This is a genomic window from Curtobacterium sp. Curtsp22, assembly GCF_059492135.1.
This window is the reverse complement of sequence record NZ_CP168519.1, coordinates 2176506-2192791: the sequence shown is the minus strand read 5'-3', so window position 1 is coordinate 2192791 and position 16286 is coordinate 2176506. Positions and strand designations below refer to the sequence as shown.

The following is a 16286-nucleotide window of genomic DNA, read 5'->3' as shown; positions in this document are numbered from 1 at the left end:
CCGGCCGGCCCGACCCCTCGCTCAGGCGTCGACGGGGGTGGGTGCGGTGTGCGGCACCTCGGCCAACGTGATCGGCCCGTGTGCGCGGTGCCGCCACGACGACCACGCCCAGCCGACGAGCAGCACGGCGCCGATGAACAGCAGCGCGCTGTACTGCAGCCACCACGAGTCACCGGTGAGGTCGTAGATCTCCGGGCGGGGCCAGATCAGGTTGACCGCCATGCCGATCTGGAACGCGACGGCGAGGGCGTTCAGCGGGATCCCCCACCGACCGAGCGTGAAGAGGGGCGCCCCGGCCTCGTCGACGCCGCCGGGCAGCCCGGTGCGTCGGAGCCGGATGCGCTGGACGAGCAGCGGGCCCGTGACCCCGAGGTACGCCAGGTAGAGCATCGCGATGCAGAGGCTGGAGAGGGCGGTGAAGATCGCGGACTGGCCGATGTTGACGGCGAGGGCGAGTCCCGCACCGACACCGACGACGACCGAGGCCGCGATCGGGGTGCCCGTGCGGGGCGAGACGCGGGCGAGCGTGCGGTGGAAGGGCAGCGCCTTCTCGCGGGCCATCGAGTAGACCATGCGGGCACCGGCCGTCTGCACCGCGAGCGTGCAGGCGAACACCGCGACCGCGACCGTGCAGAGGAGGAGCCGGCCGAAGACGTCGCCGAGGGTGGACGTGATCACCCAGGCGAGCCCCTGCGTCGCGAGCTTGCCGTCGGTCAGGCTCGGTGCGGCGATGAGCGCGCCGATGATGAGCAGCCCGCCGCCGAGTCCGGACACGGTGAGCGCGCGGACGATCGTCTTCGGGGTCGTCCGCCGCGGGTTGTGCGTCTCCTCGGCGAGTTCGCCCGCCGAGTCGAAGCCGACCATCACGTAGGCGGCCATGAGCGACGAGGCGAGGAACGCCCACACGTACGGCTCGGTGCTCGTCGACCCCTCGGTCGAGAACACCACCGCGGGGCTCCGGTGCGGCAGGAGGAACAGGGCCGCGATCAGGACGACGACACCGACGATCTCCACGAGCACGCCGAAGCTCGTCACGCGGGCCATGAACCGGACGCTCACGATGTTGACGACCGTGGTCACGGTGAGCATCACGAGCCCGAGGACCACCGCGTTGGCCGCACCCGTCGCCGAGGCGACGGACGGATCAGCACCGGGGCCGCCGACGACCTGGAAGCCGTCCCAGATCGCCGGCAGGACCGCCTGGACGGCGATCGCCGCGACGGCGACGGTGAGGATCTGGCCGATGATCATCGTCCAGCCGGTGAACCAGCCGAACCGGGGACCGGCGAGCCGGCTCGACCACTGGAAGATCGCGCCGGAGATCGGCCAGCGGGCGGCGAGCTGGGCGAAGTTCAGCGCGACGAGCAGCTGGCCACCGAACACCAGCGGCCACGCCCAGAAGAAGGCGGCGCCGCCGAGACCGAACCCGAGCCCGAAGAGCTGGAAGACCGTGGTGAGGATGGAGACGAACGAGAAGCCGGCGGCGAAGGAGGAGAACGAGCCGACTCCGCGGTGGAGCTCCTGCTCGTAGCCGAGCCGGGCGAGGCCCTGGGCGTCGGCACTGGACGTGGCGCGGGGCGTGTGGAGCGGTGCTTCGGGAGAGCGCATGGCTGCAGGCCTTTCGCGGAGTACCTGTCGGGTGACAGGTAGTGCGACCAGTGTCGTGCCGGGCTGTGTCGTCGCCGTTGCCCGGCTGTTTCGGGCACGTGTCGGAAGTCGCCCGCGTGTAAACGTTCGGGGTCGTCGGGTGGGATCGGCGGCACCCATGAACAAGAGGGATCCAAACCGATGTAGATTGGATCCGTCAAGTCCACCACGGTGAAAGGCACGTCGTGATCCAGACCGTCCTCGGGCCCGTCGAGTCGTCCGGGACGGGCCCGGTGTCGATGCACGAGCACCTGCTCACCGACGCGAGCGCGCTGCAGCGGCCGGGGATCGAGCAGCTCGAACCGAGCCTCGCCGTCACGGCGGACCTCGCCGCGGCCCTGCGGTGGAGTCAGCTGGCGCTGGCCGACAACCTGCGCCTCGACGACATCGACCTGCTCGCCGACGAGCTGCGGATCGCGGGTGCCGCCGGGCTCGGACTCGCGGTCGACCTCAGCTCGCTCGGCTTCGGGCCGGACCATGTCCGGCTACCCGAACTCGCGCTGGCGAGCGGCGTCGACGTCGTCGCGGGCTACGGCGCCTACCTGCCGCGCCTGGTGCCGGACTGGTTCACCGATCTCGACACCGACGGGCGACAGGGGCTGTTCGAGCGCGCGCTCACCGACGCCGTCCCGGGAACCCACTACCGCGCCGGCATCCTCGGACTGATGGGCACCACGTCGGCGTTCGCCACCGCCGAGGGCACCGAGGAACGCCGGAGCCTGACGGCAGCTGCTCGGGCCGCCGTGACCACCGGCGCAGCCGTCGTCGTCCGGCTGGCGGCCGACGCCCGGAACGGGCTCGAGGTGCTCGCACACGTGGTCGCCGAGGGTGTCGACCCGAGCCGCGTCGTCTTCTCGACGGTCGACGAGTTCCTCGACCTGCCGTACCTGCGGGACCTCGGGCAGGCCGGCGCCGTCCTCGAGCTCTGCTTCGGCAACGAGGGATCGCACGTCGGCCGGATCCGGAACGCCAGCGACCCCCAGCGCCTGGACGCCTTCCTGGCCCTGCGCGGATCGGCGCCGGAGACCCGGTGGGTGTTCGGTCACGCGACCTGGACCAAGGGGCAGCTCCGCCGTCACGGGGGACACGGCCTCGACCACCTCACCGCCCGCGTCGTCCCGGGGCTCCGCGCGCTCGGGGTGCCGGACGACGTCCTCACCCGCATCACGGTGGACGAGCCAGCCCGGTTGCTCGACCGCCCCTGAACCCACCACCGTTAGGACCCACCATGCGAGACACGCTCGCTCCCCTGGCCCCGCTCGAGCCGTTCCTCGTCGACGGGACCTGGACCGCACCGGACGGCGCCGAGCTGCTCGACGTCCTCGACCCGGCGACGGAGGCCCTGCTCACCCGGGTGCCGCAGGCCGGCCCCGTCGAGATCGACGCCGCCGTCGCCGCCGCCCGCCGGGCGCACGAGGACCGTCGGTGGAGCGGCATGAGCCCGCACGACCGCAGCCGGATCCTGGGTCGCGTCGCCGACCTCATCGAGGAACGGCTCGAGGAGCTCGCCGTGCTCGAGACCCGCGACAACGGCAAGCCGATCGAGCGGTCCCGTGCGGACACCGCGACCTCGGCCCGGGTCTTCCGCTACTACGCGGGTGCGCCGTCGCGCCTGACCGGCACCGTCGTCCCGGTCGACGGCGGGCAGCACCACGTCTACACGACCCTCGAGCCCGTCGGCGTCGCGGCGCTCATCCTGCCCTGGAACTTCCCGATCATGACCGGGGCGTTCAAGCTCGCACCCGCGCTCGCCGCCGGGTGCACGGTCGTCGTGAAGCCCGCCGAGCAGACGCCGCTCACGATGCTCCGCGTCGCGGCGATCTGCGAGGAAGCCGGTGTCCCCGCCGGTGTCGTCAACGTCCTGACCGGTGACGGCCGCGTCGGCGCGGCGCTCACCGCGCACCCGGGCGTCGACAAGGTCTCGTTCACCGGCAGCACCGAGGTCGGTCGCAAGGTGATGACCGCGGCGAGCGCGGACTTCAAGCGGCTGACGCTCGAGCTCGGCGGCAAGAGCCCGAACATCGTCTTCGAGGACGCCGACCTCGACGCGGTCGTCGTCACCGCGATGCGTGCGTCGTTCGGTCACTCCGGCCAGATGTGCACCGCCGGCAGCCGGCTGCTCGTCCAGCGATCGGTGCTCGACGCGGTCACCGAGCGTCTCGTCGCCGCCGTCCGGAAGGTCCCGGTCGGCGACGGCCTCGACGGCGGGATCACCGTCGGACCGCTCGTGTCCGAGGAACAGCGGCAGCAGGTCCTCGGGTACATCGAGCAGGGCAAGGCCGAAGGCGCGACGGTCGCGGTCGGCGGCGGCGTCCCCGAGCGCCCCGGGTACTACGTCGAACCGACGCTCTTCACCGGTGTCTCGAACACGATGACCATCGCGCGCGAGGAGATCTTCGGACCCGTCGTCGGGGTCATCCCGTTCGACGACGAGGACGAGGCGATCGCCATCGCGAACGACCAGACGTACGGACTCGCGGCCGGCGTCTGGACCCGCGACCTCGCCCGGGCGCACCGGATGGGCCAGCGCCTGCACGCCGGGACGGTGTGGGTGAACACCTACAACTTGTTCGACCCGGCGCTGTCCTTCGGCGGCGTCGGCGAGTCGGGTCTCGGCCGGGACCTCGGCGAGGAGGCGCTGCGGGCGTTCTGCGAGTCGAAGAGCATCGTCATCGCCCTCTGAGCCCAGGCCCGGGGTCGCGACCCCGGGCCGCGGCCACCGTCGTGCCGGCCGAGCGCGGGCACGGCGGTGAGCTGCACCAGGGCGAGCACCACCAGGTCCCAGCCGGAACCCACGGCGGACACCAGGACCCCGCCCGCGAGCGACCCCAGGGCGTAGCCGGCGCTCGTGACCGCCGAGAACACGCCCACACCGGTCGCACGGCTCCGGCCGTCGAGTGCGCGGGTGGCCAGGATCGTGAGCGTCGGGAACAGCGGCGAGTAGCCGGCGCCGACCAGCACGGCCCCGGCGGCGGCCGTCGGGAAGTCGCGCGCGAGGGCGAGGACGACGAGTCCGGCGGCGAGGACGACCAGGGCGCCCCTCGCCGTGCGGACGGGTCCGATCCGGTCCGGCAGGCCGCCGAGGAGCAGTCGCACGCCGACGACGCTCGCCGCGAAGACGGTGAAGACGTTCGCGGTGCCGGTCAGCCCCTGCGCGCCGACGCCCTGTCCGACGAGGTGCTGGATGAGGAACGCGATCATGAAGCCCTCGGCGGCCCATGCGACGAGTCCGGCGGCGCCGGGGCGCACCACCGCGCGCAGCACCGGTGCGAGGCCGCTCCCCGTCGGCCGGGTCGAGCTGCGGTGCGCCGGCGAGTGGACCGGCGCCGACCCGCCGCGGGCGAGCAGCGCCACGGCGAGCCCGCCGAGCTGTGCGCCGATCGCGACGATCCACACGGTGCGGCGCCCCGCGGACTGGTACAGGTTCTCGCCGACGACCGGCCCCAGCGCGAGGCCGATCCAGACGGCGAGCCCGAACAGGCCGAGTGCGCGGCTCCGCTGCGTCACGGGGATCTCGGCGACGACCCACGCGGTCAGGGCTGTGGCGGTCGCGGCGTTGCCCGCACCGAACACGACGCGGCTGACCGCGAGCGCCGGGAGGCTCAGTGCGACGAGCACGACCCCGAGCCCGACCGCCGCCAGCAGTCCGGCGCCGAGGAGCACACGACGTGCTCCGAGCCGGTCGCTCAGGACGCCGGCCACGGGCATGGCCCCGATCGCGACGAAGCCCGCGAGCGAGACGAGGAGTCCGCCGAGTGCCGGGTCGGCGCCGAGCTGGTCCGTCGCCAGGCGCGGGACGACCGGGGTGCTCGCGCCGTTCACGACGTACCCGGCGGTCGAGGCCAGGACGAGGAGCCAGAAGGCCGTTCCCCGGACGCCGGTCTCGACGAGTGGTCTCACGCCCCGGCTCGGCGCGGGCGGCACTCCAGGCTGAGCCAGAGCTCGAAGCAGGCGCTCCGCGACAGGGCCGTCGCGCCGATGGACGCCCGGCCCATCCGACCGACGTCCGGCCCGAACACGTCGAAGAGCAGGTCGCTCGCCGCGTTCGACACCTGGTTCAGCTGTTCGAAGCCGGGCGGGCAGAGGACGAAGCACAGCCCTCGGGAGAGTGCGGCGACCTCGTCCAGCGAGCCGAGTGCGTACCGGATCATGCCGAGGGCGTTCACCGCCGTGTACCGGGCGGCCTCCTGCGCTTGCTCGAGCGTGATGTCGACGCCAACGGCGCCCGGGTGCAGCATCGTGCCGTCTCGCGACTCCGGCGTCATGCCGCTCAGTTCCAGCAGGTCACCGGTGCGGTGGAACGCGCGGAGCGAACTGCCGTAGCGGCCACCGTAGGGCGGGTTCGCGTAGTCCGGGATGACGAGTCCGAGTTCCTGGGCGCGGGCTTCAGCGGAGTGCTCCATGCGGCAACAGTATCCGGCGGTGGCGTGAATGGATACAACCTGTTTATAATGGGATCCATTCAGCGTCCGGGGGTGACGCGCACGAGGGAGGACCCGCCACATGACGATCGGTCTGGAGGACGGCACACGCGCCGACCCGGCAACGGCGGTGATCGACGTGGCCGCCGAGCGGTCACGCACGGCCGGCACCGCGGGACGCCACTACTTCAACGCGGCCGGCGCCGGCCTGGTCAGCGACGGTGTCCTGGAGGCCGTGGTCGCCCACCTGCGTCGCGAACAGCGGGTCGGTGGGTACGAAGCAGCCAACGAGGTCGCCGACGACGTCGCGGCGGTGTACACGTCGGCCGCCGCGCTGCTCGGCGCCGAGGCGGACGAGATCGCCCTGTTCGACAGCGCGACGAGCGGCCTCCGCGGCGTCTTCGACGCGCTCCGGCTCGGTGCCGGCGACACCGTCGTCGCGCCACGGTCGAGCTACGTGAGCCAGGCGCTCCGGCTGCTCGCCATGCAGCGGCACGACGACGTCCGGCTGGTGGTCGTGCCGAGCGACGCCAGCGGTGCGATGGACCTCGAGGCGCTCGAGGGCGCCGTCGCCGGGGCCACCGGTCGGGTCGTGGTGAGCGCCGTGCACGTCCCGACGTCGTCCGGGCTCGTCGAACCGGTCGCCGAGATCGCGGCCGTCGCCCGTCGGCACGGGGCCCTCACGGTCGTCGACGCCACGCAGTCCGTGGGCCAGATCGACATCGACGTCCGGGCCGTCGACTGCGACGCACTCGTCACGACCGGCCGGAAGTTCCTCCGTGGTCCGCGCGGGACGGGCATGGCGTACCTGCGTCGCGGCACGCTCGAGGGCGTCGGTGCGTGGGCGCCGGATGTCCGCGGTGCGGTCTGGACGGGCGAAGATGAGTGGACGATGGACGGGACCGCCAGGCAGCTCGAGACGTGGGAGTGCTCCGTCGCCGCGCGGCTCGGCCTCGGGGTAGCGCTGCGCGAGGCGCTCGAGCGTGGACCCGCGGCGACCGAGGCGCACCTCGTCGGCCTCGGCTCCCGGATCCGGGACGCCCTCGACGGTCTCGACGGCGTGCGCGTCGCCGACCCGGTCGCGTCACCCTCCGCGATCGTCACCTTCACGGTCGACGGGGTCGCCTCGAAGGAGGTCTCCGCGCGACTGCGCCACCGCCGGATCGACTCGATCTCGGTTCCAGCCAGCCACGCGCAGTGGGACCTCGGAGCCCGCGGACTGCCCAGTGTCGTCCGGGTGTCGCCGCACGTGTACAACGACGACGAGGACGTCCGGGTCCTGCTCGACGGCATCGCCGACGTCGTGGCCGAGGCCCGGGCATGACCGCGGTGCACGACGTCGTCGTCCTCGGTCTCGGGATCCACGGGTCCGCGGCTACACACGAACTCGCCCGCCGTGGCCTCGACGTCGTCGCGGTGGAGCGGTTCGCCCCGGGGCACACCAGGGGCTCGTCGCACGGCGCGACGCGGATGATCCGCCGCGCCTACCCGAGCCCGGTCTGGAACGACCTGGTCGACCGTGCGTACCGCGGGTGGGAACGGTGGGGGACCGCAGCCGGTGCGCCCTTCCTGCACCCGACCGGCGGACTGTACGCCCACCGGGGCGAGCCGACGATGCAGGGCGGGGCGAGCCTCCCGGTCGATCGCGAGGCGTGGCGGACGCTCGCGCCCTCACTGCGTCCCCCCGAGACGTACGGGGCGGTCCACGACCCCGACGCCGGCGTCCTCGAGGCCGCACGTGCGCTCGCCTTCGCGCAGTCGGCGGCCGCTGCGGCCGGAGCCGACCTGCGCTTCGGTGAGGCCGTGCTCGACCGGCGGGTCGACGACGGCGTCGTCACGGTCCGCACCGACCGGGGCAGCATCCGCGCTCGCCGCCTCGTCCTGGCCGGCGGCGCCTGGGCGGCACAGCTCGTGCCGGAGGCGGCCGCGTTCTTCGAGGTCTGGCGCATCGTCACCCTCACCGTCCCGACCGGTCAGGCGATCGCGCAACCGCCCGCACTCGGGTGCTTCTCCGTCGACCTGCCGGAGGGACTCGTCTTCGGCCTGCCCGAGGCCGCCGGGTCGGGCGCCAAGATCGGGATCGACGCCGGCCCGGTCTGGGACCCCGACGTGCCCGTCGCACCGCCGACCGAGGACGAGGCCGCCCACCTGGCCGGACTCTTCGAGCGGTTCGTCCCCGGGATCGACACCGCGGGCGGCGAGGCGGTCGCCTGCCTGTACACGATGACGCCGGACAAGCGCTTCGTCGTCGGCGCGCTGCCGAACGAGCCCGAGGTCCTCGTGGCCGCTGCCTGCTCCGGGCACGGGTTCAAGTTCGGGCCGGCGATCGGCGAGGCCGTCGCCGACCTGGTCCAGGGCGTCGACCGTCCTGATCTCGACTTCCTCAGCCCAGCACGGATGGTGACCACCGCATGACCGAGCCCACCGCACCCGGGTCCCGCCGGGTCGCCGTCGCCGCACCGCACCCCGCCGCGCTCGACGCCGCGGCCGAAGCGGTCGCGGCGGGCGGCGACGCGATCGACGCCGCGCTCGCAGCCGCCGCAGCGCTGACCGTCGTGTACCCGCACCAGTGCAGCATCGGCGGTGACCTCGTGGCCCTCGTCCGTCGGCCCGGACACGGCGTGACCGCCGTGGTCTCCGCCGGCGCCGCTCCGAGCGGGATCGACGTCGCCGCGCTCGCGCAGCAGGAGCGGATGCCGCGGCAGGGCGCGCAGACCGTCACGGTGCCCGGTGTCGTCGCCGGGTGGCAGGCGATCGACGCGCTCGGCGGCCGGCTGGGCCTCCGTCCGGCGCTCCTCCGAGCCGCCGGGCTCGCGGCCGAGGGGGCACCGGTCTCCGCCGGCCTCGCTCGTGCCGTCGCGCTCCGCGAGCACGAGATCCTCGCCGACGCCGGCATGACCGACGTCTTCGGCGACGGTGCCGGCGGGCTGCTCGGCACGGGCGACCGGCTCGTGCAGCCCGCGCTCGCCGCGACGCTCACCGAACTGGCTGCGGACCCCGGGGCGATGTACCGCGGTCGGATCGCCGCGTCGATCACGGCACAGCTCCGGGAACTGGGCGGCGCGCACACCGAGGCAGACTTCGCCGCGCACGAGGCCGAGCTCGCCGAGCCGGAGCAGGCCGCCGTCACCGGCGTCCGATGGTGGGTGGCGCCGCCGCCCACGCAGGGCGTCGTGCTCCTCGGCATCCTGCCGGAGGCGCTCGCCGACGGGGCAGGAGCTGCTGACCGCACGGCCGAGTTCGTCGACGCCGTGCACCGCGCCGCGCTCGTCCGGCAGGCCGAGCTGGGCGACCCCCGTGGCGGTCCGATCGACGTCGCCGCGATGACGGATCCGCGCGACACCGGCCGCGCGGGCGCCCTGCCCCGGGCCGGACGTGCGCTCGGCGACACGGTCGCGGTGACCGCGGCGGACACCGACGGCACCGTGGTCACCCTCATCCAGAGCGTCTACCAGCTGTTCGGGTCGGGCATCCTCGACCCCGGTACCGGGGTCGTCCTGCACAACCGCGGCTCCGCCTTCAGCACGGACCCCGCGCACCCGGGCCACGTCGGTCCCGGGCTGCGCCCGCCGCACACACTGCTGCCGGTCATCGCCGAGACCGACGGTCTCGTCGTCGCCCTCGGGTGCCAGGGCGGCAGCGCCCAGCCGTGGATCCTCGCCCAGGTCGCCAGCGACCTCGTCGACGCCGACAGCGACCCCGTGGCCGTGCTCGGCCGCCCGCGCTTCGTGGTCGGTGCGCGCGATCTCGGCCACGAGGAGATGACGCTCGTCGCCGAACCGGGGACCGACGACGCGATCGCCGCCGCGGGAGTGCTCGGCCTGCCCGTCGCACGGACCGCCGGCCCGGTCGACGAGGCCGGGCACGTCCAGACCGTCCGACTGCACGCCGACGGCCACCTCGACGCCGCGAGCGATCCCCGCGCGGACGGTCGCGCCGTCGTCCTGCACGCCAACTGATCCCCGATCCACCCGAGAAGGAAGCCCATGAGCAGCACCGCCCACGTCCTCGATCCGCTCACCTCCGCCGAGATCGCCTCCTTCGTCGCCGCGGTCCGCGGTTCCGGTCGGATCGGTGCACGACCGCGCTTCTGGGGGATCGCCCTCGACGAGGAGAAGGCCCGGGGGACCGTGGCCGGCGGTGCCCGCCCGGTCCGCATGGTCGTGATGGACCCGGACGCCCACGCCGCCTGGGAGGTGCGCGGCTGGACCGCGGGCCCGGACTCGCCGGCGATCGTCGAGCTGTGGACCGACGTCGACCACCGCCGCCCGGGTGTCTCGAGCGACGAGGCCCGGCTCATCGCGCAGGCCGCTCGGAAGTCGCCGCTCATCATCGAGGCGCTGGCCAAGCGCGGCATCACCGACACCTCGCTCGTCTGGGTCGACCCGGAGTCGATCACCGGCTTCGTCCCGGAGGACCTCGCCGACCGCCGTCTCAGCTGGGGCACGGTCTGGTACCGCGAGTTCCCCGAGGACAACGGCTACGCCCGGCCGGTCGCGGGGCTGGTCCCGATCCTCGACCTGGACACGCTCGAGGTCATCCGCATCGAGGACCACGGCGTCGTCCCGATGGCGAGCGAGACCGGCGTCTACACCTCCGGTACCTGGGGGCCCGACCGCGAGGTGTCGGCGCTCGACATCGTCCAGCCGGACGGTCCCGGCTTCACGATCGACGGACACGAGGTCCGCTGGCAGAACTGGACGTTCCGTGTCGGCTTCTCGCACCGCGAGGGGCTCGTGCTGCACGACCTGTCCTACCGCGACGGCGACGTCGAGCGACCGGTGCTGCACCGCGCGGCCGTCAACGAGATGTACGTGCCGTACCTGGACAGCGACCCGACCGCGTACCGGAAGAACTTCTTCGACTGGGGCGAGTACGGCGCCGGCCCGCTCACGGCGAGCTTGGAGCTCGGCTGCGACTGCCTCGGGGAGATCCGGTACTTCGACGTCGACTTCCTGGACGGCCACGGCGAGCCGCAGACCATCGTCAACGGCATCTGCCTGCACGAGGAGGACGACTCGATCCTCTGGAAGCACGTCAACACCCGCACCGGCAGTGCCGAGGTCCGGCGCAGCCGTCGACTCGTGGTCTCGAGCTTCGCGACCGTGGCGAACTACGACTACGGCTTCTACTGGTCCCTCTACCAGGACGGCTCGATCGAGCTCGAGGTGAAGCTCACCGGGATCATGTCGGTGTCCGGCATCGCCGACGGGGAGACGCCGCGGTACGGCCGGATGGTGGCGCCGAACGTCCAGGCACCGACCCACCAGCACTACTTCGCCGTCCGCCTCGACACCGCCGTCGACGGGCCGTTGAACCGGTTGGTCGAAGTGCACGCCGAGCCCGAGCCCGACGAGGCCCTGAACCCCTACGGCAACGCCTGCATCGCGGTCGAGACGGCGATCGCCTCCGAGGCCGACGGCGCCCGGATGACCGACCCGGCGCGCGCGCTGCACTGGCGCATCGAGAGCGAGTCGGCGCAGAACCGGTACGGCGAGAGCACGGCCTACCGACTGGCCGTCCAGAACACGGCGCAGCTGCACGTCCGGCCTGGCAGCATCGTGGAGCGCAAGGCGCCGTTCGTCGCGAAGCACCTGTGGGCGAGCGCGTTCGACCCCGAGGAGCGCTTCATCGCCGGCGAGTACCCGAACCAGGGCGAGCTCGGTGACGACGGGGTGCACGTCTGGCAGCAGGCGGACCGGTCGCTCGAGAACGAGCGGCTCGTGCTGTGGCCCGTCCTCGGCGTGCACCACTTCCCGCGGCCCGAGCAGTGGCCGATCATGCCCGTCGACCGGATCGGCTTCCGGCTCGAACCGGACGGCTTCTTCGACCGGAACCCCTCGCTCGACGTCCCGCCGTCGGCGACCGACCACTGCGCGCCGGGGGCCGGCCACGACCACGACCACGCGGCGCACGACCACCACACCGACGCCGCACACGACGGGCACGTCCACGCCGAGCAGCAGCACGACCACGAGGGCGGCCGCTGATGCCCGCGCCCGAGCACACCCCGGAGCACCTCGCCGACTGGTCCGCCGTCCGCCTGGCCGACGCCGTCGCCATCCGCGAGGTGTCGGCGGTGGAGGTGATGCGCGCCCACCTGGACCGGATCGAGGAGCGCAACCCGCGCCTCCGGGCAGTCGTCTCCCAGCAGCCCGACTCGGTCTCGCTCGCCGCCGCGGAGGCCGCCGACCGCCGCACCGCCGAGGCCCGCGCCGCCGGCGAACCCCTCCCGCTCCTGCACGGTCTGCCCACCGCGGTGAAGGACCTGATGGACGTCGCCGGCCTGCCGACCACGAACGGTTCGGCGGCCTTCGCCGACGCGCGTCCGGCCGAGCACGACAGCGTCCTCGCGACGCTCCTGCGCGATGCCGGCGCGATCATCATCGGGAAGACGAACACGCCGGAGATGGGGCAGGGCGTCCTCACCTTCAACCCGGTGTTCGGCACGACCGTGAACCCCTGGGACACCTCGCGGCACGCCGGTGGATCGAGCGGTGGGGCCGCGGCGGCCCTGGCCGGACGGATGCTGCCGATCGCCGACGGCTCCGACAGCGGCGGGAGCCTGCGCTACCCGGCCGCGTTCTGCAACGTCGTCGGTGTCCGGCCGAGCCCCGGTCGTGTGCCGAGCGGCCGGACCGGCAACGCCTGGACGCCGCACGGGGTCACCGGGCCGATGGCGCGCGACTCGGCGGACGCAGCGCGATTCATGGACGCCCTGGCGGTCGAGCAGTCGGTCTGGCCGATGTCCGCGATGACCCGGCACCCGGTGCGTCCGGTCGAGGTCGACGGGCTCCGGGTCGCGTGGAGCGACGACGCCGGCGGCCTGCCGATCGACCCGTCGGTCCGAGCCGTGCACCGTGCGTTCGCCGAGCAGCTCACGGGCCTCGGCGCGGTGGTCGAGGCGTCCGAACCCGACTTCGCCGGCGCGGACGAGGCCTGGGAGACCATCGAGACGTTCGAGTTCTTCCTCGGCGGTCGGCACGCCGTCGACGCCGGAGCGACGGGGTTCCGACCGGACTACGTCCGCAACGTCGAACAGGGGCGCGCCACGACCGCGACGCAGCTGGCCGACGCGTACGAGCGGCGGACGCGCCTGTACCGGGACACGGCCGCGGTCCTCGACCGGTACGACGTGCTGGTCCTGCCGGCGACACCGGTCGTCGCGCCGCCCGCCGACGTCGAGTGGGTCGACGAGGTCGACGGGCACCGCTTCGAGCGCTACTTCACGTGGCAGATGCTCGCGAACCGGCTCACGCTGACCGCGCACCCCGTCGTGGTGACCTCCGCCGGGTTCACGCCGGAGGGGCTGCCGGTGGGCGTGCAGGTCGTCGGGCGGTACGGCCGCGAGGCGCAGCTGCTCGCGGTGACGCGCGCGATCGAGGAGGCCACCGGCTGGATCCGGCGGGCTCCGACCCGGTAGACGAGGCGGGAATCCGGGAGGCGCGGGTCGACCCCGCCTCTCGGGCTCGGCCGGGTGCTCGACTCAGCCGGTGAAGACGGTGGACGAGCGGCGCTCGTACCAGTGCGCCAGGTGCTCGCCGGCCCGGAGCACGTGGTCGCGCATGAGCCCGGCCGCACGCTCGTGGTCACCGGCGACGAAGGCCTCGATGAGTTCCTCGTGCTCGCGGAAGTTCTCCTCGCGGTGCCGGGAGTTCTCGCGCAGCACGAGTGCCGAGACGTTGCGCGGGAACGCGTCGTTGATCTCGACGAGCATGCGGGTCAGTCGGGTGTTGCCGGACGCCTGGTAGATGAGCCCGTGGAACTGGTCGTTGTCGACGCCCTCGCGCTGCTTCGGCTGCTCCCCCTCGGCCGCGGCGAGCGAGCGCTCGTACATCGCCTGGTTCACCGACCGCAGCTGCGTGATGGTGGCGTCGTCGAGGCGGTCGACGGCGCGACGGGCGGCGAGGGACTCGAGCTCGGCGCGGACCTCGTAGGCCTCGCGGACCTCCCACGGCACGGGCACGCGCACGACGGCGCCGCGGTTCGGCACGACCTCGATGAGCCCGCCGGTCTGCAGCTGCCGCAGGGCCTCGCGCACCGGGGTGCGGCTGATCCCGAACTGTGCCGCGAGGTCGGCCTGGCGCAGCGGGGCGCCGATCGGGATCTCGCCGGACATGATCTTCGCGCGGATCCGGGCGGCGAGGTCGTCGACGAGTGCGTTGCCGTCGGTGGTGGTCACGGAAGTGGTCTCCTCGGTGCGTCATCGCAGCGAGCCCCCGCTGCGGATCCAATCCTGCCAGGTGTTGGATCCCGTTGCCGGATCCGACTCACCCATGATTGGATCCAATCATGACCGTGCTGATCGCCGTGACCCTCAGTGGGTCGCTCGTGGCCCTCATGCTGGGCGCCGCCGGGCACCGGCGCGTGGGGTGGTCGGCGCTCGTCGGCGAGGTCGTGATGCTCGCCGCGATGGCGGACGTCCACCTGCCGGCCCTGGGCCTCGTGCCGGCGCCGTTCTGGGCGGTCGTGCTCGGCGGCTGCGCGATGGTGACCGCGCTGGTCGACCGCGTCCGCCGCCCGAGCCGCCCGCAGGGAGACCACCTGCACGCGCTCGGCATGCTGCTCGGCGCGGTGTTCGTGCTCCTGGGCACCGTGCACGCCGATGACGCCGGCGGCCACCACCACGGTGGGGCACTGCTGCTGCCGATCGCGGTCGCGGTCGCGGTGCACGTCGGCGCCGTCGCGTGGGGCGTCGGACGGCGCCGCGCCGCTCGCGTGGATTCGGTGCGCCGGATCGCGTCGCTCGTCGGGGTGCTCGCGATGGGGGCGATGGCCGCCGTCCACTGAGCCACCCGGTCCCGTGACGGACGCGGACAAGGCGGGCCGCGCCTCCTGGACCGACCAGGCGCTACCAAATTGGATCCAATTCTGGCAGTATCGGATGACATGTGGGGCGGATCGTCCCCGCGAGCAGCCGACGAGGAGACGCCCACGATGATCATCGACGCCTACAACACCACGCAGGACCGCCGTGGCCGCAGCGACTACCTCAGTGGCGTCCGACCGGGCGAGGAGCCGCCCGCGTACACGCCGTTCGACGCGAACCGGATCCTCGACCGCATGGACGCAGCCGGTGTCGACCGCGCGATGGTGTGCTCGCTCGCCCAGGGGATCGAGAACGACTTCCTGATGGACCTCGTCGCCGCGCACCCGGACCGGCTGTTCGGCTTCGGGCAGGTGATGCCGCAGTGGGAGAACGCGACCGACGAGATCCGTCGCTTCGCCGACGGCGGACTGGTCGGCCTGAAGCTGCACCCGAGTCTGCACGGGTACCACGTTGCGGACCACGGCCTGCTCGACCCGCTGTTCGAGGTGTGTGCTGAGCTGGGACTGCCCGTGCTCATCAACGCCCTCGACGACGCGTTCTGTGCGCCGTTCGCGATCGAGGAGATCGCAAAGGGCTTCCCGACGGTGCCGACGATCATCGCCCACATGGGCGCGGTGTGGAACGTGCCCGAGGCGATCATCGTCGCCGAGCGGAACCCGCACGTCTACCTCGAGACCTCGGCGACGCTGATGTCCGACGTCAAGCGCGCCTACGCCCGGCTGGGCGCGGAGAAGATCCTGCTCGGGTCCGAGTGGCCGGGCAGCGACTTCGACCTCGAACGCATGAAGATCGCGAAGGCGATCCCGGACGAGGCCGACCGGGCGCTCGTCGAGGGCGGCAACATGGCGCGGATCCTGGGCTGGTCGTGAGCGACGGGCGCGCACCGGCGTCGTCGGACCGTCCGGTCCTGGACGGGCCGCCTCCCGGCATGGACGCGGCCGACCGTTCGCTGCTCGCCGTCGCGACCGACGTGCTCGAGCGCCGGTACCGCGCCGGCGTCCACGAGGTCGCCGCGGCACTCCGCCTGGTGGACGGCACCGTCGTCACGGGTCTGCACGTCGAGGCGTCGGCGGGCAGGGCCTCCGTGTGCGCGGAGTCCGCGGCCCTGAGCGCAGCGGTCGTCGCCGGCGCCGCGGTCGAGTCCGTCGTCGGCGTCCTGCGTCGACCGAGCGGGACGCTGCACCTCATCGAGCCGTGCGGGGTCTGCGCCGAGCTGCTCGGCGACCACGCCCCGGACGCGCGGGTGTGGGTCGCGGTCGGCGACGGGTTCGGCCCGGTCGGCGTGGCCGAGCTGCTGCCGTTCCGACGGCGCCGAGCGGCGCGGAGCGTGTCGGACTCCGCGAGCGGCGTCGAACTCCGCGACACCTGAGGTTTAACGCCGCTGTAAC

At 73.2% G+C, this 16286-nt stretch carries 13 protein-coding genes and 1 pseudogene; 10 read left to right on the top strand and 4 right to left on the bottom strand.

The window, feature by feature from the left end; translation table 11 throughout:
* Window positions 1-21: 21 nt before the first annotated feature.
* Window positions 22-1608 (bottom strand): APC family permease, encoded by a 1587-nt coding sequence (locus ACEN8D_RS10485; RefSeq protein ID WP_309887188.1) that lies wholly within the window; start codon window positions 1606-1608, stop codon window positions 22-24.
* A 224-nt stretch (window positions 1609-1832) separates the two neighbouring features.
* Between ACEN8D_RS10485 and ACEN8D_RS10480 the strand changes: the two genes are divergently transcribed.
* Entirely contained in the window at window positions 1833-2852 is a 1020-nt protein-coding gene (locus ACEN8D_RS10480) for a phosphotriesterase family protein (protein WP_413398772.1), read from the top strand.
* Between the two features lie 23 nt (window positions 2853-2875).
* Window positions 2876-4330 carry an aldehyde dehydrogenase family protein gene (locus tag ACEN8D_RS10475; RefSeq protein ID WP_413461493.1) on the top strand — a complete coding sequence of 485 codons (1455 nt, stop codon included), beginning with the start codon at window positions 2876-2878 and terminating at the stop codon, window positions 4328-4330.
* Window positions 4331-4404: 74 nt separating this feature from the next.
* Here ACEN8D_RS10475 and ACEN8D_RS10470 read toward each other — a convergent pair.
* Window positions 4405-5547: pseudogene (locus ACEN8D_RS10470) on the bottom strand (MFS transporter); the annotation flags it as partial.
* The gene (locus tag ACEN8D_RS10465) at window positions 5544-6050 is read right to left on the bottom strand and encodes a RidA family protein (RefSeq protein ID WP_309777920.1); all 507 of its coding nucleotides are present in this window, start codon (window positions 6048-6050) and stop codon (window positions 5544-5546) included. The pseudogene ACEN8D_RS10470 and the gene ACEN8D_RS10465, both read right to left, overlap by 4 nt.
* Window positions 6051-6150: 100 nt before the next feature.
* Here ACEN8D_RS10465 and ACEN8D_RS10460 point away from each other — a divergent pair, with 100 nt between their 5' ends.
* Genes ACEN8D_RS10460 through ACEN8D_RS10440 form a run of 5 tightly spaced genes read left to right on the top strand, consistent with a single transcriptional unit; the run spans window position 6151 to window position 13491 of the window.
* Window positions 6151-7392 (top strand): aminotransferase class V-fold PLP-dependent enzyme, encoded by a 1242-nt coding sequence (locus tag ACEN8D_RS10460; protein ID WP_309777922.1) that lies wholly within the window; start codon window positions 6151-6153, stop codon window positions 7390-7392.
* Window positions 7389-8483 (top strand): FAD-dependent oxidoreductase, encoded by a 1095-nt coding sequence (locus tag ACEN8D_RS10455; protein WP_413461844.1) that lies wholly within the window; start codon window positions 7389-7391, stop codon window positions 8481-8483. Before ACEN8D_RS10460 ends, ACEN8D_RS10455 begins: the two co-directional genes overlap by 4 nt.
* A complete protein-coding gene (locus ACEN8D_RS10450; protein WP_495601002.1) occupies window positions 8480-10027 on the top strand; it encodes a gamma-glutamyltransferase in 1548 nt (515 codons plus the stop codon). The genes ACEN8D_RS10455 and ACEN8D_RS10450 overlap by 4 nt, the downstream gene beginning before the upstream one ends.
* A gap of 27 nt (window positions 10028-10054) precedes the next feature.
* Window positions 10055-12058, top strand: a complete 2004-nt coding sequence (locus ACEN8D_RS10445) for a primary-amine oxidase (protein ID WP_413461411.1) — start codon at window positions 10055-10057, stop codon at window positions 12056-12058.
* A complete protein-coding gene (locus ACEN8D_RS10440) occupies window positions 12058-13491 on the top strand; it encodes an amidase (protein WP_413398221.1) in 1434 nt (477 codons plus the stop codon). The genes ACEN8D_RS10445 and ACEN8D_RS10440 overlap by 1 nt, the downstream gene beginning before the upstream one ends.
* Before the next feature lie 63 nt (window positions 13492-13554).
* On the opposite strand, the gene ACEN8D_RS10435 is transcribed toward ACEN8D_RS10440, so the two are convergent.
* Complete coding sequence (locus ACEN8D_RS10435; RefSeq protein WP_217647266.1) at window positions 13555-14250, bottom strand: GntR family transcriptional regulator; 696 nt, start codon at window positions 14248-14250, stop codon at window positions 13555-13557.
* 110 nt (window positions 14251-14360) lie between these two features.
* On the opposite strand from ACEN8D_RS10435, the gene ACEN8D_RS10430 reads away from it, so the two are divergent.
* The 3 genes from ACEN8D_RS10430 (at window position 14361) to ACEN8D_RS10420 (ending at window position 16267) form a co-directional block, all read left to right on the top strand.
* Complete coding sequence (locus ACEN8D_RS10430; protein ID WP_413398220.1) at window positions 14361-14858, top strand: hypothetical protein; 498 nt, start codon at window positions 14361-14363, stop codon at window positions 14856-14858.
* A 147-nt stretch (window positions 14859-15005) separates the two neighbouring features.
* Complete coding sequence (locus ACEN8D_RS10425; RefSeq protein WP_123655205.1) at window positions 15006-15767, top strand: amidohydrolase family protein; 762 nt, start codon at window positions 15006-15008, stop codon at window positions 15765-15767.
* Window positions 15764-16267 (top strand): cytidine/deoxycytidylate deaminase family protein, encoded by a 504-nt coding sequence (locus ACEN8D_RS10420; RefSeq protein WP_309887179.1) that lies wholly within the window; start codon window positions 15764-15766, stop codon window positions 16265-16267. Before ACEN8D_RS10425 ends, ACEN8D_RS10420 begins: the two co-directional genes overlap by 4 nt.
* Window positions 16268-16286: the final 19 nt, after the last annotated feature.

Bases quoted from the DNA above. Each gene is read 5' to 3' on its own strand.
- ACEN8D_RS10485 (WP_309887188.1), bottom strand. From the start codon at position 1,608: ATGCGCTCTCCCGAAGCACCGCTCCACACGCCCCGCGCCACGTCCAGT.
- ACEN8D_RS10475 (WP_413461493.1), top strand. From the start codon at position 2,876: ATGCGAGACACGCTCGCTCCCCTGGCCCCGCTCGAGCCGTTCCTCGTC.
- ACEN8D_RS10465 (WP_309777920.1), bottom strand. From the start codon at position 6,050: ATGGAGCACTCCGCTGAAGCCCGCGCCCAGGAACTCGGACTCGTCATC.
- ACEN8D_RS10460 (WP_309777922.1), top strand. From the start codon at position 6,151: ATGACGATCGGTCTGGAGGACGGCACACGCGCCGACCCGGCAACGGCG.
- ACEN8D_RS10455 (WP_413461844.1), top strand. From the start codon at position 7,389: ATGACCGCGGTGCACGACGTCGTCGTCCTCGGTCTCGGGATCCACGGG.
- ACEN8D_RS10450 (WP_495601002.1), top strand. From the start codon at position 8,480: ATGACCGAGCCCACCGCACCCGGGTCCCGCCGGGTCGCCGTCGCCGCA.
- ACEN8D_RS10445 (WP_413461411.1), top strand. From the start codon at position 10,055: ATGAGCAGCACCGCCCACGTCCTCGATCCGCTCACCTCCGCCGAGATC.
- ACEN8D_RS10440 (WP_413398221.1), top strand. From the start codon at position 12,058: ATGCCCGCGCCCGAGCACACCCCGGAGCACCTCGCCGACTGGTCCGCC.
- ACEN8D_RS10430 (WP_413398220.1), top strand. From the start codon at position 14,361: ATGACCGTGCTGATCGCCGTGACCCTCAGTGGGTCGCTCGTGGCCCTC.
- ACEN8D_RS10425 (WP_123655205.1), top strand. From the start codon at position 15,006: ATGATCATCGACGCCTACAACACCACGCAGGACCGCCGTGGCCGCAGC.